The following is a 16,984-nucleotide window of genomic DNA, read 5'->3' as shown; positions in this document are numbered from 1 at the left end:
ACTTGGCGATAGTTTTGCGATAGTTTTTCGATAGTTCGAGAGAGACAGAACGGCAACGATTTCAATGTCTTGAAGGCGGTTTGCGGCAGTTGCGACAGTTTTCCGAGGCCATAGACATGAGAGAAAATTTTCCCCGTTCCCCTTCCCTCACCTTATTGGGTCGCCAAAACTATCGCAGACTATCTCAAACCCTTCTTTTCGTTGATCTTTTCGGCATTTCGAGACTGTCGCGGACCATCGCGAACCCCTGCGGACTGTCGCGCGCCGCGAAAGGGGTTGCGGGGCCGCTGTCTCACGTCCCCGGCCCTCCATAGCCTTCCGGATAGGCGCCGGACCGCGCCGGCACGCCGACAAGGCGCACGCCGCGGTAGACGACGATGCGGCCTTCCACGCGCTGGTATTTCTTCTTCATGATCAGCCCGAAGGCGGTGAGCGTGATGGGCTTGCCGCCCTGGTCGACCGTGTAGTCGACATAGGCCTGGTAGAAATCCTTGGCCGTCACCTCGCCATCCGGCTCGGGCACCACGCAGGCCGCGCAGAAGGCCGAGGTGCGGTCCATCTCGTCGCGGTATTCCTGCGTCTTGGCCCGCACCGCGTCGGGGATCACCAGCCCCTCGCGCAGGAAGATCAGCACGCCCTCGATCAGCCAGTTCAAAATGCCCGAGCGCTCGGCCATCAGCTCGGTGACGACGTCCTCGAACTCGCGCTGCTCGGCTTCGGCGATGGTCTTGGGCCAATGCACCACGGCCATGCGCCGCCAGATGCCGTTGTCGGTGCCCGAGATGCGCGGATAGCCGTTGCCCGACATGTGGCCTGTGAACACCGGCTTGAAGTCGAAATAGCCCTCGAACAGGTCGCGCACGGTAAAATGCTCGCCGCCGGTCAGGTCCTTCACCAGGTTCTCGCGCAGGTCCTCGCCCTCGGGCAGTTCCTTCACCCGCAGGAACCGCCGGCCATAAAGCCGCGCCATGTCGGGATTTGCCGCGCCCGCGCCCTTGCCCTCGCCGATGAAGCTTTCCGACGGCAGCGTCACGGCCACCTCGCCGAGTAGTCGGCACAGCACTTCCATGTAGACCGACTTGCCGTTGGCGCCGAAGCCGTAGTGGAAGAACAGCTTTTGCACCGTCAGCCCGATCAGGCCGAGGCCGGAAGCCACCTGCACCATGCGGCGCACCGGCTCCAGCGGCAGCTTGTCCTCCATGAAGGCGAGCCAGCCCGGACAGGCGGCCTTCGCGTCGTATTCGACCGGCACAACCTGCGTGATCAGGTCGCCGCGCCGATGGCCCTTGACGACGACGAGTTCGGCATCCGGCGTGGCGAGGAACTCCGGAAGATCCTCGCGGCCGTCGTCGGGATCGTCGAAGGCCGGGTTGCGCACCTGCCGCGTCGTGCGCCGGAAGGAGAGCGTGTGGCCGGCCAGCGCCACCTTCAGCGGGTCGGCGTTGAACTCCTCCGGCTGGCGCATGATGTGCGGCGCCGCGCAGACGAGCATCGCCTCCAGGCGGCCCTTGTTCTTCGAGGAGACGGCATGGTCCATGCGGCGCTTGCGGCGCTTGGCGAGGTTGCCCTCGGCCGTCTCGGCCGCCTTGGCGCGCTTCTTCTCGGCCGGCGTGCGCTCCTCCTCCGGCTTTTTGCGCGCCTCGGCGCCGCGATCGATCGCCGCCTTCTCGGCCGGGGTCGCCTCGATGAAGCGCACCTCGAGCGCGATGCGCCCGCCGAGCTGCTGCGCCATCGCCAGCGCCCGCTGGCCGCCGGTGCCGAGATCCCAGTGCGAGCCGGTCCACACCGCATAGGCGGCCTTGCGCGACTTCTCCTGGCTGAGCACGAGCAGGTTCTCGCCGAAATGCGATAGCAGCCGCTCGGCATTGTCCGTGTCGGAATGGTCGAGCGCGGCACAGGCCTCCACCACGCCCATGTCGACCGCGCTGCCCTTCTTCGGCGCCGTCCCCGGCTCCCCGTCGTCCTCGGCGGGCGCATCGTCCTGCGAAAACGGGGTTGCGGGGTTTTGCGCGCCGCCGCCGGCTGCGAACGCTTCTTCCTGCGCCCGCGCCGCCTCCATCATGGCGGCCACCGCCTCCGGCATGCCTTTGGGTTTTCTGGCCATCAGTCGGCAACCCGATCCGGCAGGCATTCGAGGATGTGCAGACGCTTCTGACTAGTGCCGGCGAACCGCCAGCCAGCCTGATAGAAGCAGTAGCCGAAGACCGGATAGAGATGACCGCGCGGACCTTTGACCATCGTCGGTCTCACCTCGCGAGGATCGACAAACGTAAAGAGGCGGGTCTGTGGCCAGCGCGTCCACGCAAGGTCCATCGCGGTACGCAACAATCTGCTCGCAAGATCGCCCTGCTCACGCCGGTAGATCGCGCACTCGACACCGTCTTGGCCATCCGCACGGAACTTCTCATTGCGCCAGGCGCATACGGCGCCGCCGTCAGCGGTGATCAGGACCATCTTGTATCCCGGGCCGACGATGAGCGCCGGCTGAGCCTTCCCGCGCCGTCGATGCTGGTTGGAGTAGTGCCGGGTGAAGAGATCGCGCGCCGTCGGATTGCCATCCAGCACCTCGATCCATCCTTCGCCGATCAGGTATGGCTGCACGTTCATTCCGCCTGTTCACCCTTGCCCGCCAGAAGCTCGGCGAAATCGGTCCCCGGCACCGGCCACACCACCGGGATCAGCCGCCCCGGCCGCGCGTGGCGCGCCTTGGCGCGCACCATGGCGGCGGCGGTGAACACGGGCTCGGAATCGCCGTCGGCCAGCAGGATCAGCTCGTCGACGTGTTCGGGCACCGCCATGGCATCCTCCGGCCCCTGGTCCGCGCGCGGCACGGGCCCGGCGACCATGACCGGCCGCTCCACGCCGTTCTTGTCCGGCCTGGTCAGCGTCGGGTGGGCGAAGCGCGAGGCGGGGTCGGCCGGCCCGGCGAGGTTGCCGAGATCGCCGGCGGCGAAATAGAACGTGTCGCCGCGCCAGCCTTCCGCCCGGCCGAGCGCGGCGACGTTCTCGATCCCCTCCCCGCCCAGCCAGCGCCGCGCCGCCGGATCGCCCGCGATCGGGATCAGCCCGCCCTTCTTCGATCCGCGCATCTTCTTCGTCGGCAAAATCTCGCCGGTCTCAGGGTCGGTGATCAACGGCCGGAACTTCGGCGGGTTGTCGAGGTCGATCCAGGTGATGTGGCAGCCGATAACATCATACCCCTCCGCCAAAGGCGGCAAGCCCGACCGGGCGTCGGCCAGCCAGGCCGCCCCGCCGGAGCCGCAGGCCGCGTCAGCGGCCGGTGCGCGGCGTGAGGCAATGAAAGCCGCGATCATGGCCGGGCCGCAATGCAGTGCGACCGGATCGCCGCGCTCATCCTTGCCGTGCCAGTAGGTCACCTCGGGCGCCACGCGCAGCCAGGTGCGTTCGTCGGGCGGCACGGGCGGGAACCCGCCGCAGCGGTTCTTCAGGTAGAACCGGCCATATGGCAGATCGGATGTACCCAGCGGCTCGGCATGGGAATAAATCCCGCGCGCCCGTGCCCGCTCCTTCTCGCGAAAGTCCGAGGCGTCCCGCTCGCGCCGCGCCGCCTCCTCCGCGTTCGCCCGCCGCCGCGCCGCGATGCGGGCGAGCCGCGCCGCCCTGTCCGCCTCGCTCTCGCGCTCGGCGTCGTCTGGCACCGGCAGGCCGGCCGCGATCGAGCAGGCCTCGAGGAACTCCGCCCGGCGGCTCGTGTCCAGCCCGCGCACATGCGCCGCCATGCCGATCGCATCGCCGCCGCCGGCACCCGCACCCCGGCATACCCAGTTGTTCTTGGCCGTGTTGAAGGAGAACCGGTCCCTGCCGCCGCATGCCGGGCACGGCTGCGGATGCTCCTGTCCCCGCCGCGCGAAGGCCAGCCCCAGCCGCTCTGCCGCGTCGGCGATGGTGACCGCGCGGGCGGCCTCGATGAGCTCGTCGGTGGCGGCGGTCATGCAGCCCTCCAGAGCTTCGGCGCGACGTCGGGCGCCAGGCGGTGCTTGCCACGCGCCATCGGGTGCATCGGCGCGCCGGATTGCGTGACGCCGAAGCAATGGATGTCCGGCCAGGGCGCCGCCCCGGTCTGGATGTGCTCGATGACATGATCGATCCAGCCGGCATCCCATGCGATCGCGCCCCAGCAGGCAATGACCATGTCCGCCGACTTCGCCACGCGAACGACGACGTCGAGGTTCGCCATGATGGCGTCGCGGGCATGCCAGTCCGGCCCGTTCGCCTCCCAGTTCGCCCACTTGCGGCATTCGTCCGGGCTGCTGGAAATGCGCGGATACAGGTTCACCGCGATGAACCCGCCATAGCCGAGCGCCTGCCCCCAGTTCGTCCACCACAGGCATGTCGGATCGTCCCGATCCGTGCCGGCGCGAGAGGGGTTGCACCCGATCATGCACGCCCTCGGCCCCGCTCCCCACCGCCGCACCAGCGTCAGCCGGCAGGTTCCGTCAGCCGAAAACGTTGCGTGCCGATGCATGGGGGTGCCGAACAGATCCGACTGCATCATCCCCGCTCCTGCGACCGCCGGAACCCGTCGCCCCCGCCGCCGTTTCCGCCGCTGTTGTCGTGAGGTCGCGTATGCCTGGCCAGTTCTCTCCGCCCGTTCGCGTTTCGCTCGGCCGCGCCGGCAATGTCGCCCATGCGGTGACGTCGCCCGAGAAGGCGGCGGAGATCCTGCTCACCGGCTGGCCTGTGAACTGGACGTCGAAACACCTGGCGGCGCGCAAGGCCGTGCTGCAGGCCATGGAAGGCGCCTACACCGCCGCCACCCTCGCCCGCGCCCGAGAGGCCTTCGCGGAAGCCGCCGACGAGGCCGGCATCCTGCTCCCCGAGCCGCCGAAGTCCGTCGCCCGAAAAGGCTTCAGAACGCCCGACTGGAACCGCCGCAGGCCTAGGATTAAGAGGGACGGGTAGCATCACACCGCCCTCGCAATGTTCATGCCGATGATGCTATTGAACTCGACATGCTTTCGGGTTGTAAGAGCACGCTTCTTGTACTTGGATGGTGCGCGTTTCTCGGCGCCTTTACCTTCCTTGCGGCTACTGATTTTGCGCTTTTCCGCACCGCGCACTGGTGCGGCAATGCAGACCAGCATTGTTTTCGCGAATGGGTGGGCGCGCTCAGCGGCTGGGCTGCGACCATCGCAGCGGCAGCGACGATTTTTTTCCTGTATCGACAGAACGCCGAGCAGAAAAAGCAGACCAACTTCCTGCTTGGTGATTCTCAACCCACGCTCGATGTAGCATTCGATTTGGATGAACCGCAGCTTTTGGTCGTGCGGCTTGTAAATTGGAACAGGCGTGGCGTGATTTTCATTCGTCCCGATGTTCAAGGCATCGGGGGCGCCATTTGGAGTGTTGGTGAAATCAAAGTCGACGACAAGTTGATCGATACTAAGAGAGGCACGCAGTATGTTCGTGGATGGGAAGATCGTGGTAGTGGTCCACACTCGTTGCAGTACAAGCTTGCTGCAAAAAAAGATGGCGAACTGCTCAATAAATGGCCGGAAAGCACTACGGTAATCGCGTACATCCATATGTTCGATGAACATCCCCGCCGATTTGTGTTGCGGTGTCGCCTCCACCCTGAGACCCCCGAATTTGACAGGCACGTCGCGTAGGCGGTTCCCAACGAGATTGGATACACGAAGCCTGACACCAAAGGCTCCGCTCATCGCCCTCCTCATTCCACACTCCCGAACTTGGAAAACGGCTCTTCCGCTCGCCGCCAGGGCTCCAGGCTGCCGTTGACCAGCACGTCCATCTCGCCGGCCGACAGTCCGAGCCGTCGCCGGGTGATCCCCTCCGGCTCGCCCATGTCGGCGAGCATCAGGATACCCTCGCGCTGCATCTGCTCGGGCAGCCCGTGCAGTCGGTCAGCGGTGATGGATCCCGGGCTTCCCCAGAGGGTTGACGGGGTCATGGACGCGCCTCCTGTTTCACGTTTGACCCGGTGCAACGGGTTGATTTCGTTGAGGCAGGATCGTCAGCAACGGCCGCGACGGCGGCCCGCCGGTCGTCCGGCGCGCCCGCGCAGGGCAGGCCCGCAGGGCCGATGCGCCCGTGAGCGGAGGGATTGAAGTAGAACCGCCTCTCGGGCAGCTCCATCCAGTCGCAGATGGCAAAGACCTTGCCGACCGAGACCATCTGCCCCGAGGCGGCGCGCGACAGGTCGGTGACCGTCACGCCGATCTCGTCGGCCAGCGCCCGGTAGCCGCGCCCGTCGTTCGCCAGCCGCCCGCGCAGCGCGGCCGCGAAACCGCGCCAGTCATATTCCGCCCGCTCCGGATGCCGCGAGATCATCTCTCTTGTCCTCCGCTTGCCGCGGCTTCGCCGCTCGCTGCTGACGGCCGCGCCACAGGGCGCGACGGCCGGTCGGCCTTGCGGCCTTCGGCCGGGGCCATGTTTCCACCGCCCTCATCCTGAGGTGCCGGGCAAAGCCCGGCCTCGAAGGACTGCCCGCCCGCCGTCAGCATCACCCCGTGGTCGGCCGGCACCAGGCCGAGCGCGCCCCAGAGCCGCGAGCGGGGTTGCGGGGAAGTGAGCCGCCCCGTCCACGCGCTCTCGAACTGCGCTTCCGTCACCTTCGCCGCCTTGCGGGTGCGGCGGGCGAACCGCGCCGCCGACCCCTCGTGCACCGCCCGCGCCCGCAGGAAGAGCCGCAGCATGGCGGGCGAGTATTCGGGAACCCCGGTCACTCCGCTGCCTCCGCCGGTTCGGCTTCGCCCGTCGTCTCGTCCGCGAGCATGTCGAAGAAGCTCGGCGCCTGGCCGCCGGCGGCGGCCGTGGCGGCGTGCAGGCATCCGTCGGCGAAGTATTCAGGGGAGAGTTCGGTGGCGATGGCGCGGCGCCCCATGCGCAGCGCACAGTAGGGCACGGTCATGATCCCGCCGAAGGGATCGAACACGACCTCGCCCGGCATGGTGAAATCGCGGATCGCCGGCTCGACGATGTCGAACTGCAGCGGACACAGGTGCATCTCCCGCCCCTTGGCCTTCTGGATCATGTTGAGCGTGCGCATCCGCGCCACGTCCGTGCGAATGTGCGGATGATCCGGCGGCAGGTGCGGCGGCGCGATCATGAAGGTCGGCGGCAGGCGTCCGGCCTCGTCGAGCGCCTCCATGAAGGCGACGTGCAGTTCCCGGTCGTAGACGTGGGAGAGCGCCCAGTCCTTCCAGCCGCGGTAGATGCCGCGTCCGTCGGCCTTGATCAGCCGCGCCAGTTCCCCGGGCAGGAGCAGACGGTCCCCCGACGATCGCCAAACGCCGTTGGCGTCGAGCTGCCAGCGGCCGCGCGAATAGCCGGTGCCGGCGACGGGACGGATGCGGCGGGCGTCGAAATCGTCGTCGCCGGGCGCCGTCGGCCGTCCGTCGACGATGGAGACGAAATCGGGCTTGTCCTTCGTCACCGGCCGGTCGGCATAGCCGCGCGACCGGTCGGTCTGCGGCTTGCGGAATTCCAGCACGTATTCCGGCATGCCGTGGCCCATGCGGGTCCCGTCCTTGCACTGCTCGGACCAGCCGAGCCGGTAGGTCTGGTTGTTCTCCCGCACGACGTCGGTGCCGATCGAGACCCGCGCCAGGAGCGCGAAGCCGTGGGCGCGGAAACGCGCCGAGCAATCGTCGGAAAACGGCGAGACCGTCTGGAAGCCGAGGCCGTTGATGCCGCCCGGCACGATGCGGTCCTTGACGTGTATCACCGCCTTGCGACCGGGCTTCAGCACGCGCAGCAGTTCGGGGATCAGGAAGTCCATCTGCCGCCAGAAGCGCGCGTCGTCCTCGTTGTGGCCGAGATCCTCGACCGCGGGCGTGTACTCGTACTGCGTGGAAAAGGGGATCGAGGTGACGATCAGGTCGACGCTGTCGCTGTCCATCATGGCCGTCTCGGCCACCGTGTCGTTGCGCACCAGCCGGTACCGCCACGGCCGGTCCGCATCCGGCGGCACGTCCGTCACGACCTGCCGTTCGACGCCGATCGACCGCTTCATGGCGTTGCCGATCGCCTGTTCGGCCAGGCCGAACTTGCGGATGATGGCGCTCATCCTTGCGGCCTGAGCCTCGAACTCGCGCCATTTGCGCTCCAGTTCACGCCGCGTGCCGCGCTCGGCCTCGGTGTAAATCAGGTCGGCGCGAACGCGGTTCGCCTGCCCGTATCGCTGGGTGCGGAAGAGCGACTGGTAGAAGTCGTGAAACTTGAAGCCGATGCCGAGATAGACGTTGCGCGAGCAGTGCCGCTGAAAATTGCAGCCGGAGCCGCTGATCACCGGCTTGGTCGCGAGTTCGGCGAATTCGCCGCGCGCGAAACCGACGACCCGGGCTTCCTTCTCCTCGTCGCCGAGTGTGCCCCAGACGGATTTCACCGTCGGGATCGCCGCCTCGATCGCCCGCCGCTCATCCTCGAGGTCGTGCCAGATCAGCCGGTGCGCCTCCGGTTCCTCGGCCCGGATCTGCATCATCTTGTCGATGCGGGCGGCCAGCGAACGCTTCTTCTCGCGCGCCGCCTCGGTCACGCCATGCGCGGCGTCGGCGAACATGCGGCCCTGCCCGTCGCGCTCCACCCCCGCCGTACCGTGGTCGGACGCAATCTCGTGCCAGCGGATGTCGAGCGGCGGCAGTTCGTATCCTTCGTCGGAAAAGCCGAGGTCGGAGGGCTGCTGCACGAACAGCGCCCAGGACGAGACCCACAGCCAGAACTCCTCCTCCTTGTGCGGATGCAGCGTGAGCTTGTCCGCCTTGGTCGAGTCCCGCTTGAAGAACCGGGTCTTGGCCTCGCCCACGTCCATCACACCGAGGAACGCCGCATAGGCGAGCAGCTCGACATACTCGTTGGGATCGGGAATGGCCGTCGCAACGAAGCGGTACTTTACCCCTTCGTGCTTTGCCGACCCGTCGCGCGGATCGCCCGCGAAGGTGGCCATGAAATTGCGGAACGTCTTGGTGCCGCCGAAGCCGCGCAGGACGGCCGCCTCGTCCAGAGATGCGGCGGTGAACAGAAGCGGATCGAGCTTCCCGTCGCGCAGCGTCTCGTAGTTGGTGAGGTGGATGAGCTTGCGCCCGGCGCCGGGCGCATTCTGGCCTTCCATCTGCTGCGGCCGGTTGACGAACTTGAGCTCCAGGTCGGGATGACGCTCGGCCTGTTCGAGGAAGAACTCGTGGCGCACGCCGAGCGGCACGACCTGGAGCGCGTGGCCCCCGGCATGCATCATGCACTGGCGCAGGACTTCCAGCTGCGTCGACGTCTTGTGCAGACCGAAGCGCAGGAACAGCGCGCGTCGCCCACCCCGGCACGCCCATGGCACGATCGCCTGCGTCATCGGCTTCAGGAGCGGATTGACCGAGCCCGGATCGACCTCGAAACCGATCGACGCCGCCGGCGCGATCTTGCCCGAGAGGAACGCGGTATAGGCGTCGGGAGAAAACGACGATCCGGCAGCCGGCGCGTTCATGGCCGCCCCTCATCCTGAGCCCTGAGCCCGTCGAAGGGTCGAAGGGGCACGAACCGCACCGCAGAAACCGCCGTCTGCTTCCAGGTGCCGCGCCGGATCATCCTGACCACGTGCTTTTCCCGCAGCCGCGTCATCGCCACCCGCACCGAACCCGGCGTGGTACCGATGTCGCGGGCGAGCAGCTCCATGCCGGCCGACACATGGCCGTCGCCGTCCGCCCGGGCGGCGAGCGCATCGAGCAGCGCGCGCTCCGTCCGGGTCAGGTTCACGCCGTCGGGAACATGTGGCACGCGGTGGGCACGCGGCGGCGGCGCCGAAGGTTCGTGGTCGGGATGCCGGCCCGGAAGCGGCGGCGGAGGGACAGCCTCCAGGATGCCGTCGAAATGCGTCTGCACGAACGTCGTCGCCGAGACGCCGGCCTTCCTCGCCGCCTTTTCGATCGCCGCGTTGAACGCGCGGTCGCACTTCACCGTGTAGCGGTAGAACGCGCCTTCGCCGCTCATCGGGAGGCCCCCGGCGCTGCGAAGGGTCGCGCGATCGCGCCGCGGCTATCCTCCACCCCACGCAGTGGGGGGGAGGTGTCGTCGCAGGCGACGGAGGGGGGGAACTTGGCGAGATCTCGCGAAAGAGTCCCCCCCTCCGTCACGGGCTGCGCCCGCGCCACCTCCCCCCCCTCGCGGGGGTGGAGGATCGCGAGCATCTCGCCGCGCACCGGAAACGCCCACAACAGCAGCCCCGCCCCGAAGACGGCACCGGCCACCGTCGTGGCAAGGCGGCGGATCACCGGCGCGTTCATGCCGCCGCCCATTCGCCGAAGGAGCGCGCGGTGGCGCGCGGTGCGGGCTTCCCGGCCGCGCGTCCCGAGTCTTGAGCCTGTCGAAAGGTCGAAGGGCCGCCGCCGCAGCGGGCCTGGTGATGCGCGCAATAGGACCCGAAGCCGCCGGGACCCTTGCCCGGAAGCGCCTGCCCGCCGCAGAAACGATGCGCCCCGCCGGCATCGTCGGTCACCGGAAACTTGCAGTCGCCGGTCTGAAGCTCGGTGAGCGTCAGGTGCCGGCTGGCGGCGTCGTAGGCCTTGGCGTTCGTCACCGCGCGCTGCACGGCCAGCGCCAGCGTTTCGACCGGCTTCTTCGCCGGCGCGAGGTCCGCGAGCGCCTTCAGGTCGGGATCGAAACCTTTCGGATCGTTTGCCGAGGTCAGCCGCGGCGGCGCCTTGATGGCGTATCGCGCCGACCGCCCCTCATGGTGAGCATCCTGAGCCTTTGTCGAAGGGCGAACCACCTTCGCCGGCTTTCCCGCCGCTCCCGGCGCCCGAATGGCGCCGGTGCGCGCCGGCGCCTTCAGCTGCGGGAAGCCCGCCTTGGCCTTTCGGCGGATCATGCCGATCACGGCGTTGCGCGAGATCGGCGCGAACTCCTTCGACAGCCGCGCCGCGATGTCGCTGGCGGAAAGCTTCTCCTCAACCAGCTTCTTCAGCCGCGCGATGGCCTCGTCCGTCCAGGCGAAGGTGACGGGATAGGCGCCGCTCATGATCCTTCTCCACCGTTGGTCAGTTTCGCCTGCTCGGACAGGAATTTCTGCGCCACGACGACGTAGTGCACGCCGCGCAGGATCTGCTTGGCGAGCGCGGCGCGGGCGTTGGCCTCGCGCACCGAAATCTTTCCCGCGCGCAGCTCGCGCAGGTCGCTGGCCAGACCGTCGATCATCTCGTCGAGATGGAACCGCTCGGAGATCGGCGCGCCGCCCTCACGCATGTCTGGCCTCCCGCTCGATGGCACGCACCAGGGAGGCGCAGGTCACGATCGTCTGGTGGTCGCGCATGGTCACATTGCGGTTGCGGCCATAGGTCAGGATGCCCTGCACCTTCACGGCGCAGCGAAGGCAGATGTCGACCAGCGAGCCCTCGATCCGGTCGGGCCGCTCGTCGTCGCGCGCGACGAAGTTGCGATGGCCGATCAGCCACATTTCCAGACCGCAGTCCGCGCAGGCCGTCGACCCGTCATATTTCGGCGCCTGCGTGCCGTCTGGCAGCAGGATCGTGGGGTCCGGCTTCCGATCGATCCTGATCTTGATCCGGTCCCCCATCACCCCTTGGCGTGCACCGCCGCTCATGACGCCGCTCCGCCGCGAACGACGCTGAGCCCCTCGCGCGCCTCGGCACCGGCGAGGACGTCGTCGATCTGTGCGCGGATGCGCTCGATCTTGCGCGAGAGGGCCCGGAGGCGTTGGGCCTCCCCTGGTGTGACGATGCCGTCCGCCTTGGCGCGTACCGTCTCCACCATCATTTCTCCGGACGCCGCGACGAGGTCCGCGTTGAGGCCGGAAATGCAGGCCAGATCGGCCCCGCGCTCGGACCCGCCGCTGACTTCGAGGCCGAGAAACTCGATCGGTATCGCCGAAACGATCGGACGGCCGACATTGCCGTCGGATTCCAGAGCCATGACGATCGGCGTCGGCATCACGTCGCGATCGATGCCGCCATACCAGCGGCCGACCTGGCTTCTGGATATCTCGAGGTTCTCGACCACCCGGCGGCAACCGCCATAGGCATCGATCAGGTCGGTCTGCGCCGCCAGCAGCCGCGTGCGCCAGCGCTGCGTGAATTCCTGCATGGTCGTCTCCTCGTGGCCTGTTGGCCCTTCGCCATGGCTCCGGGCATTCGTTGCTCGGAAAGCCAAATCGTCGGCTTCCCGTCCCGCCTGCGGCGGGCACGCGCATCATTCCCGCGCCGGGAAATCCCGGCGCCGTTTCCCGTGGCGGGAAGGGTCTTTTGGGTCGAATGTGCCGCTACGTCAGATCACGGGGGACCGCATGGAAAGTTCACGACAGCAGCACCGGGTTCGCCCGTTTCATGCCGGGCGGCAGACGGTTCGCGATCTCCCGCGCGCGGCGCTTCGGCGGACGGCCGGCCATCGCCCGCAGACACGGGCAGCCGACCCCACGGGGTCGTCATCCCGTCATGCGCCCGCCGCGCCGTCCACGGATCGTAAGGCCGCGCCATCATTCGGCTGCCTCGGGAAGGATGTCGGGAGCGATCGCCGGCACGCCCCGCAGCGCATCCTCACCCCCCGGACGGGGGTGGCTCGGCGAAGCCGAGACGGAGTGGGGGTCGATCTCGGAACAACTGTCCGCCGGCCCTCGGGAGGGTGCGAAGCACGGGTCGAGACCCGTGGCTCGACCCTCGAAGACCGGCGGCGCGGTCACCTGCCGTCCGCAGCCGTCAGGTGTCTGGGAACTCCCCTCCCCGGCCGGCGCGGGGGCGCGCGCCTCGGTGGCCGGGGGTTCGCCCTGGGTGGGGACGGGCGAAGGTGGCGGGCCGAAGATGTCGGGGCGGAGTAGGTGCCGAGAGATTCCTGTCAGCCGCTCCACATCGAGAACGCGCTCGACCGGCACGCGCTGCCATTGTGACACTGCTTGGGAGCTGATCCCGCCGAGCGCCTTTGCCAGCGCTACGGGGCCACCAATCCTAGTCTTTGCTTCTTCACAGGCTTCGAACATGCGGGATTGAAAGCACAACTTTCAATCTGTTGCAAGCATCTCTTTCGATGAAAGGCAGCCTTTCACAAGGCATAGTAGCCCCGATGGATACAAACATGCGCATAGGTAAGCGGATCAAATACCTCCGCACGGTGGTCCTAGGCCTCTCGCAGCAGGCCTTCGCCGCGCGGCTTGAAAGTGTCACTCGTGGCGCCGTCGGAAATTGGGAGCGAGGCGAAGGAATTAAGCGCGAAAACATAGAACGCATCTCGGAGGAGTTTGATTTCCCGTTCGAGTGGCTTGCGACAGGGCGCGGAGAGAAGCCTGTACCTCCAGCGTGGGATGCGGCAATTCCCGACGATGCTCATCAACACCAAGCGACTATGCCTCTTGACATTGGAGGCAGGCCGCGAGGGATACCGGATGATGCCATCCCGGAAGTGGACGTGACCGCTGGTCTCGGGGGCGGCGGGCTCACGACCTTGGCGGAAACCATGATCAATGGCGCCACTTTCTCCACGGAAGTAATCCGCGATCACTGGCGCTTGCCCTCATGGCTCCTTGCTCGCTGGAACGTGCGATCTCGCCACGTTGCTGTTCTGCAATGCCAAGGCGATAGTATGATGCCGACGATCAACGATGGTGATCCGATCTTCATCGACACCCGGCACCGCGTTCCCTCTCCCCCAGGCGTTTACGCACTCGCAGATGAGTTCGGCGGGGTCATAGTCAAACGACTTGAGGTGACGTCTCGACCTGGTGAAGACCCAGTGCGAGTTCTCGTTTCATCCGACAACAAAAATCATCAGTCACGGGAACTCACCATGGGTGAGATCGCGATCATTGGCAGATACCTGGGGCGATTGACCAACTGACCGGGGAGGAAGGGAATGGCTTCATCTAACGCGGCTGAAACCTTGGCGATCTGGGTTGAACAGAGGCCAGTTTGGCAACCGGCTCGACCGGTTTCTATCCCGGATGCAGACGATCCTGACGATGAGGGCGGAGCTTCTCTCGGCTATGCTGAAGGCCAGTCGTTCATGATTGAATACGTCGACAGCGCCGGGCGGACTTCAACACGCCGCATCACCGTCTGGCATCTGCAGGAAGGCGGCAGCGCGGGAATACCCTCGCTCTATGCGAAATGCCATGAGCGAAACGCCATGCGGACGTTCCGGATTGACAGGATCAAATGCTGCATCGACTTCGACGGCGTCGTTCATGACGACGTACCTTCGTTCATCGCGGAGAGTTTCGGAATGGCGCTTCCTCTTGCTCGGAAGCGCGAGCCGGCCGAATCAGCACGTTGGAATGCTCTCATCGGAAAAATCAGAACGGAAGCCGTACTACTGACGGCAATGTCTCGATGTGACGGCCAGATGGCGGCATCGGAAATCGAGGTGATGGTAGCATATCTAGCCAAAGTGGCAGAACGTGAAGGCTCGTTGCTTCACGATGCCGAAATAGGGAAGCTTCGACAGTACCTGTCCAGGCTCAGACCCACGCCGAGATCGATCGCAGGGGCGGTTGCCGACGCTACAGGGTTCGAACCGGGCCGGTTGAAACACCTCATTTTGGCCGCCGCTCGGGTGATGGATGCGGATGAGCGACGCCATCCGCAGGAGATCCGTCTGCTGAACATCGTTTCCCGCGAGCTCCTAGGCACGACACTCATGTAGGTTCGCGCTTACACCATGAAAGCATAACTTTCCGCTTGCTCCAAAATGAAAGTTATGCTTTCAATCTGGCTCTGCTCTCCGCAAGCCAGGGATTCTCATGATATCCGGATCAGTCGATAAAACCGTAGGTCTTGGCCACGCGCCGCATCTGCGCGCAATGCGCGGTCTTCTGCGAGGCGGTGTAATCCTCGAGGTAGAGGGTCATCGCGGTGCTGGACGTGGTGAGCCGCCGCGCGAAGCCCATGTCGGCGGCGTCGACGTTGTCCTCGATGTACCGCTCGATGGCCGCCTGGTCGAAGACCATCCCGCACGGCGCCTCGGACGCCAGCACGTAGCCCAGCTGCCGCGCGACCTCGTCGGCCTGCGCCCCGCCGCCGGTGAAGCCGACGGCCAGCGCCGCCACGATCCATTTCCGCATGCCGCAACCCTTCCCCGAAAGCGCCAGCTTGGCACGTTCGAGGGCACGCGCAAGCGCCGCGCCCGCCGCGCCGACCTGGCCAGCGACGCCGCCGCCTTCGCCATCGTCTGGGTTGCGATCCTGCTCCTCCTTTTCCCCGGTCTTATCGCGAGGATCCTGCCATGAACGCCCACGCCCGCCCCACGCCCCAGACCCGCCCCCTGTGGCCCGACGCGCCGGCCACGATCGACCCCGAGGCGATGCATCCGCGCGCGCTGGAGATGGCCGAGCGCATGCGCGAGGGCGCGACGACCTTTCGGGAGCTGACCGGCGCGGGGTTTTCCGCCGCCGAGATCGACCGGTTCGCCGCCGATGCCAGGGCTCATGCGCAGGCGCTGGCCGAGCGCCAGGTGGAGCCGGGCGGCGACCTGATGTCGGAGATGGCCGACAAGGCGCGCGCCGCGATCCCCATGCAGCCGCCGCTGCCGCGCGGTGCGCCGCTGACGCAGGCGATGCTGGTCGGCTGGCGCGGCTATTGCACCGCCGTCGCCGCCCACGCGATCGACCCCCACGCCGCCCAGCGCGACCGGTGCCTGTCGCTGCTGACGGCCTGGTTCCAGCATCACACCCCGGCCGGCCCGGCCATCATCCGCCACGTCATCAGCGAGTCGGAAACCATGCTGATCAGGACGGCGAGGAGTGGCTGACGTGAAGAAGACCGCGAGCGCGCGCACGGCCGCAGGCCGCAAGTCCGACCGGACGCCGGGCGGCCAGCCCGCCCCGGCGGAGGGGCAGGCGGCAAAGCCGCCGGTGCGCCCCGTGAGCCAGGAAATGCGTATCCCCAACATCATGCATGACGGGTCGGTCATCAACCTGGCGGCGCTGCGGGCCGACCAGATCGACTTCGCCCACATGGCGTCGAGCCTGTCGAAGATCGCCCGCTTCTGCGGGCGTCATCACGACGCGGCGGTCTCGGTGGCGCAGCATTCCGTCATGGGCGCCGACGCGCTGTTTTCCGAGACCGGCGACGGCGTGCTGGCCGGCTACTTCCTGCTGCACGACGGGCACGAATACCTGCTCGGCGACGTCTCGCGCCCGGCGGCGCTGATGATCGCCTGGATGGCCGAGGCCTGCCTGGCCGAGCGCGGCGCCGATCCGGCGGCCGTGAAGGGCGCGGTGAAGGAGGGCATCGATCGGGCCAAGGCCGCGATCGACGCCGTCATCCTCCAGGCCGCCGGCCTGCCGGCGCTTGCGCGCATGCCGGCCTATCGCCGCCAGGTCGCGCAGATGGACGAACGCATGTGCGCGGCCGAGGGACGGGCGCTCTATCCAACCGCCGGTCCGATCCCGCTGGTCCAGACCAGCCTGCCACCCCCAAAACTCACCGGCGCCATCCGCGGCTGGGGCGCCATGAAGGCCGAGGAAGCCTTCGCCGAACGTCTGGACCGATATCTGGGGATCGTCACGCGATGAGCTCCCTCAACAAGGTCCAGCTGATCGGCCGGCTCGGCGCCGATCCCGAGGTGCGGCGCATGGCGTCGGGCGATCCGATCATCAACATGCGCCTGGCGACGTCGGAGGTGTGGCGCGACAAGGCGAGCGGCGAGAAGCGCGAACGCACCGAGTGGCACACGGTGGTGATCTTCAACAAGGCGCTTTGCGACGTCGCCGAAAAATACCTGAAGAAGGGCAACATCGTCTTCGTCGAGGGCATGCTCGCCACGCGCCAGTGGGAAGACCAGGCCGGCCAGAAGCGCTGGTCGACCGAGGTCGTGCTCAAGGCCTTCAACGGCGAACTGATCCTGCTGCCCCAAGGCAGCGGCTCCCGCCAGGGCGCCTCCGGCCCGGATGACTACGGCTATCAATCCGGCGCCACCGACCGCCGCCCCGCCGCCGATGCCGGCACCCGCACGATGTCCCCCGCCGAGCGCTCCCGCGAACTCGACGACGAGATCCCGTTCTAGAAAGGAAGCATCG

General features: G+C 67.1%; 22 protein-coding genes. 6 read left to right on the top strand and 16 right to left on the bottom strand.

The window, feature by feature from the left end; translation table 11 throughout:
• Positions 1 to 292: 292 nt before the first annotated feature.
• Genes BSQ44_RS08690 through BSQ44_RS08675 form a run of 4 tightly spaced genes read right to left on the bottom strand, consistent with a single transcriptional unit; the run spans position 293 to position 4,516 of the window.
• Positions 293 to 2,104 (bottom strand): DNA primase family protein, encoded by a 1,812-nt coding sequence (locus BSQ44_RS08690; protein ID WP_072603090.1) that lies wholly within the window; start codon positions 2,102 to 2,104, stop codon positions 293 to 295.
• Positions 2,104 to 2,607 (bottom strand): hypothetical protein, encoded by a 504-nt coding sequence (locus tag BSQ44_RS08685; RefSeq protein ID WP_072603088.1) that lies wholly within the window; start codon positions 2,605 to 2,607, stop codon positions 2,104 to 2,106. The genes BSQ44_RS08690 and BSQ44_RS08685 overlap by 1 nt, the downstream gene beginning before the upstream one ends.
• The gene (locus BSQ44_RS08680; protein WP_072603086.1) at positions 2,604 to 3,953 is read right to left on the bottom strand and encodes a primase-helicase zinc-binding domain-containing protein; all 1,350 of its coding nucleotides are present in this window, start codon (positions 3,951 to 3,953) and stop codon (positions 2,604 to 2,606) included. The genes BSQ44_RS08685 and BSQ44_RS08680 overlap by 4 nt, the downstream gene beginning before the upstream one ends.
• Entirely contained in the window at positions 3,950 to 4,516 is a 567-nt protein-coding gene (locus BSQ44_RS08675) for a DUF1643 domain-containing protein (protein WP_072603084.1), read from the bottom strand. Before BSQ44_RS08675 ends, BSQ44_RS08680 begins: the two co-directional genes overlap by 4 nt.
• Positions 4,517 to 4,587: 71 nt before the next feature.
• Here BSQ44_RS08675 and BSQ44_RS08670 point away from each other — a divergent pair, with 71 nt between their 5' ends.
• A complete protein-coding gene (locus BSQ44_RS08670; RefSeq protein WP_072603081.1) occupies positions 4,588 to 4,923 on the top strand; it encodes a DUF982 domain-containing protein in 336 nt (111 codons plus the stop codon).
• Between the two features lie 2 nt (positions 4,924 to 4,925).
• Here the strand turns inward: BSQ44_RS08670 and BSQ44_RS08665 are convergent, their stop codons facing one another.
• The 11 genes from BSQ44_RS08665 to BSQ44_RS27835 form a co-directional block, all read right to left on the bottom strand.
• A complete protein-coding gene (locus BSQ44_RS08665; protein WP_072603079.1) occupies positions 4,926 to 5,696 on the bottom strand; it encodes a hypothetical protein in 771 nt (256 codons plus the stop codon).
• Positions 5,693 to 5,932, bottom strand: coding sequence for a hypothetical protein (locus tag BSQ44_RS08660; protein WP_072603077.1), 240 nt, complete (start codon positions 5,930 to 5,932; stop codon positions 5,693 to 5,695). The genes BSQ44_RS08665 and BSQ44_RS08660 overlap by 4 nt, the downstream gene beginning before the upstream one ends.
• Positions 5,929 to 6,312 carry a hypothetical protein gene (locus BSQ44_RS08655; RefSeq protein ID WP_072603074.1) on the bottom strand — a complete coding sequence of 128 codons (384 nt, stop codon included), beginning with the start codon at positions 6,310 to 6,312 and terminating at the stop codon, positions 5,929 to 5,931. Before BSQ44_RS08655 ends, BSQ44_RS08660 begins: the two co-directional genes overlap by 4 nt.
• Positions 6,309 to 6,707, bottom strand: coding sequence for a hypothetical protein (locus BSQ44_RS27265; protein ID WP_072603072.1), 399 nt, complete (start codon positions 6,705 to 6,707; stop codon positions 6,309 to 6,311). Before BSQ44_RS27265 ends, BSQ44_RS08655 begins: the two co-directional genes overlap by 4 nt.
• The gene (locus tag BSQ44_RS08645; RefSeq protein WP_072603070.1) at positions 6,704 to 9,454 is read right to left on the bottom strand and encodes a DNA methyltransferase; all 2,751 of its coding nucleotides are present in this window, start codon (positions 9,452 to 9,454) and stop codon (positions 6,704 to 6,706) included. Before BSQ44_RS08645 ends, BSQ44_RS27265 begins: the two co-directional genes overlap by 4 nt.
• The gene (locus BSQ44_RS08640) at positions 9,451 to 9,957 is read right to left on the bottom strand and encodes a hypothetical protein (protein ID WP_072603068.1); all 507 of its coding nucleotides are present in this window, start codon (positions 9,955 to 9,957) and stop codon (positions 9,451 to 9,453) included. Before BSQ44_RS08640 ends, BSQ44_RS08645 begins: the two co-directional genes overlap by 4 nt.
• A 289-nt stretch (positions 9,958 to 10,246) precedes the next feature.
• Positions 10,247 to 10,984: a GcrA family cell cycle regulator gene (locus tag BSQ44_RS08630; protein WP_072603064.1), complete on the bottom strand. Its 738-nt coding sequence runs from the start codon at positions 10,982 to 10,984 to the stop codon at positions 10,247 to 10,249.
• Complete coding sequence (locus BSQ44_RS08625; protein WP_072603062.1) at positions 10,981 to 11,208, bottom strand: hypothetical protein; 228 nt, start codon at positions 11,206 to 11,208, stop codon at positions 10,981 to 10,983. Before BSQ44_RS08625 ends, BSQ44_RS08630 begins: the two co-directional genes overlap by 4 nt.
• Positions 11,201 to 11,566, bottom strand: coding sequence for a hypothetical protein (locus tag BSQ44_RS08620; RefSeq protein WP_157894553.1), 366 nt, complete (start codon positions 11,564 to 11,566; stop codon positions 11,201 to 11,203). Before BSQ44_RS08620 ends, BSQ44_RS08625 begins: the two co-directional genes overlap by 8 nt.
• Positions 11,563 to 12,066 carry a hypothetical protein gene (locus BSQ44_RS08615; RefSeq protein WP_072603058.1) on the bottom strand — a complete coding sequence of 168 codons (504 nt, stop codon included), beginning with the start codon at positions 12,064 to 12,066 and terminating at the stop codon, positions 11,563 to 11,565. The genes BSQ44_RS08620 and BSQ44_RS08615 overlap by 4 nt, the downstream gene beginning before the upstream one ends.
• A 388-nt stretch (positions 12,067 to 12,454) precedes the next feature.
• A complete protein-coding gene (locus BSQ44_RS27835) occupies positions 12,455 to 12,952 on the bottom strand; it encodes a transcriptional regulator (protein WP_083534612.1) in 498 nt (165 codons plus the stop codon).
• 95 nt (positions 12,953 to 13,047) lie between these two features.
• Here BSQ44_RS27835 and BSQ44_RS08605 point away from each other — a divergent pair, with 95 nt between their 5' ends.
• Together BSQ44_RS08605 and BSQ44_RS08600 are read left to right on the top strand one after the other, a co-directional pair.
• Positions 13,048 to 13,806, top strand: coding sequence for an XRE family transcriptional regulator (locus BSQ44_RS08605; RefSeq protein WP_072603056.1), 759 nt, complete (start codon positions 13,048 to 13,050; stop codon positions 13,804 to 13,806).
• Positions 13,807 to 13,821: 15 nt separating this feature from the next.
• Positions 13,822 to 14,610 carry a tellurite resistance TerB family protein gene (locus BSQ44_RS08600; protein WP_072603054.1) on the top strand — a complete coding sequence of 263 codons (789 nt, stop codon included), beginning with the start codon at positions 13,822 to 13,824 and terminating at the stop codon, positions 14,608 to 14,610.
• A 109-nt stretch (positions 14,611 to 14,719) separates the two neighbouring features.
• Here BSQ44_RS08600 and BSQ44_RS08595 read toward each other — a convergent pair whose 3' ends face one another.
• Positions 14,720 to 15,028: a hypothetical protein gene (locus BSQ44_RS08595; protein WP_072603052.1), complete on the bottom strand. Its 309-nt coding sequence runs from the start codon at positions 15,026 to 15,028 to the stop codon at positions 14,720 to 14,722.
• Positions 15,029 to 15,189: 161 nt separating this feature from the next.
• Here BSQ44_RS08595 and BSQ44_RS08590 point away from each other — a divergent pair, with 161 nt between their 5' ends.
• From BSQ44_RS08590 to ssb, 3 genes are read left to right on the top strand one after another with little or no spacing between them, the layout of a single operon-like run.
• Positions 15,190 to 15,714 carry a hypothetical protein gene (locus BSQ44_RS08590; RefSeq protein WP_072603050.1) on the top strand — a complete coding sequence of 175 codons (525 nt, stop codon included), beginning with the start codon at positions 15,190 to 15,192 and terminating at the stop codon, positions 15,712 to 15,714.
• 1 nt (position 15,715) lies between these two features.
• Positions 15,716 to 16,480, top strand: a complete 765-nt coding sequence (locus BSQ44_RS08585; protein WP_083534608.1) for a hypothetical protein — start codon at positions 15,716 to 15,718, stop codon at positions 16,478 to 16,480.
• Positions 16,477 to 16,971 carry a single-stranded DNA-binding protein gene (gene ssb, locus BSQ44_RS08580; RefSeq protein ID WP_072603048.1) on the top strand — a complete coding sequence of 165 codons (495 nt, stop codon included), beginning with the start codon at positions 16,477 to 16,479 and terminating at the stop codon, positions 16,969 to 16,971. The genes BSQ44_RS08585 and ssb overlap by 4 nt, the downstream gene beginning before the upstream one ends.
• Positions 16,972 to 16,984: the final 13 nt, after the last annotated feature.

The sequence above is a fragment of the Aquibium oceanicum genome (assembly GCF_001889605.1).
Lineage (GTDB): Bacteria > Pseudomonadota > Alphaproteobacteria > Rhizobiales > Rhizobiaceae > Aquibium > Aquibium oceanicum.
The sequence above is the reverse complement of the archived record's forward strand: the minus strand, read 5'-3'. Positions and strand labels throughout refer to the sequence as shown.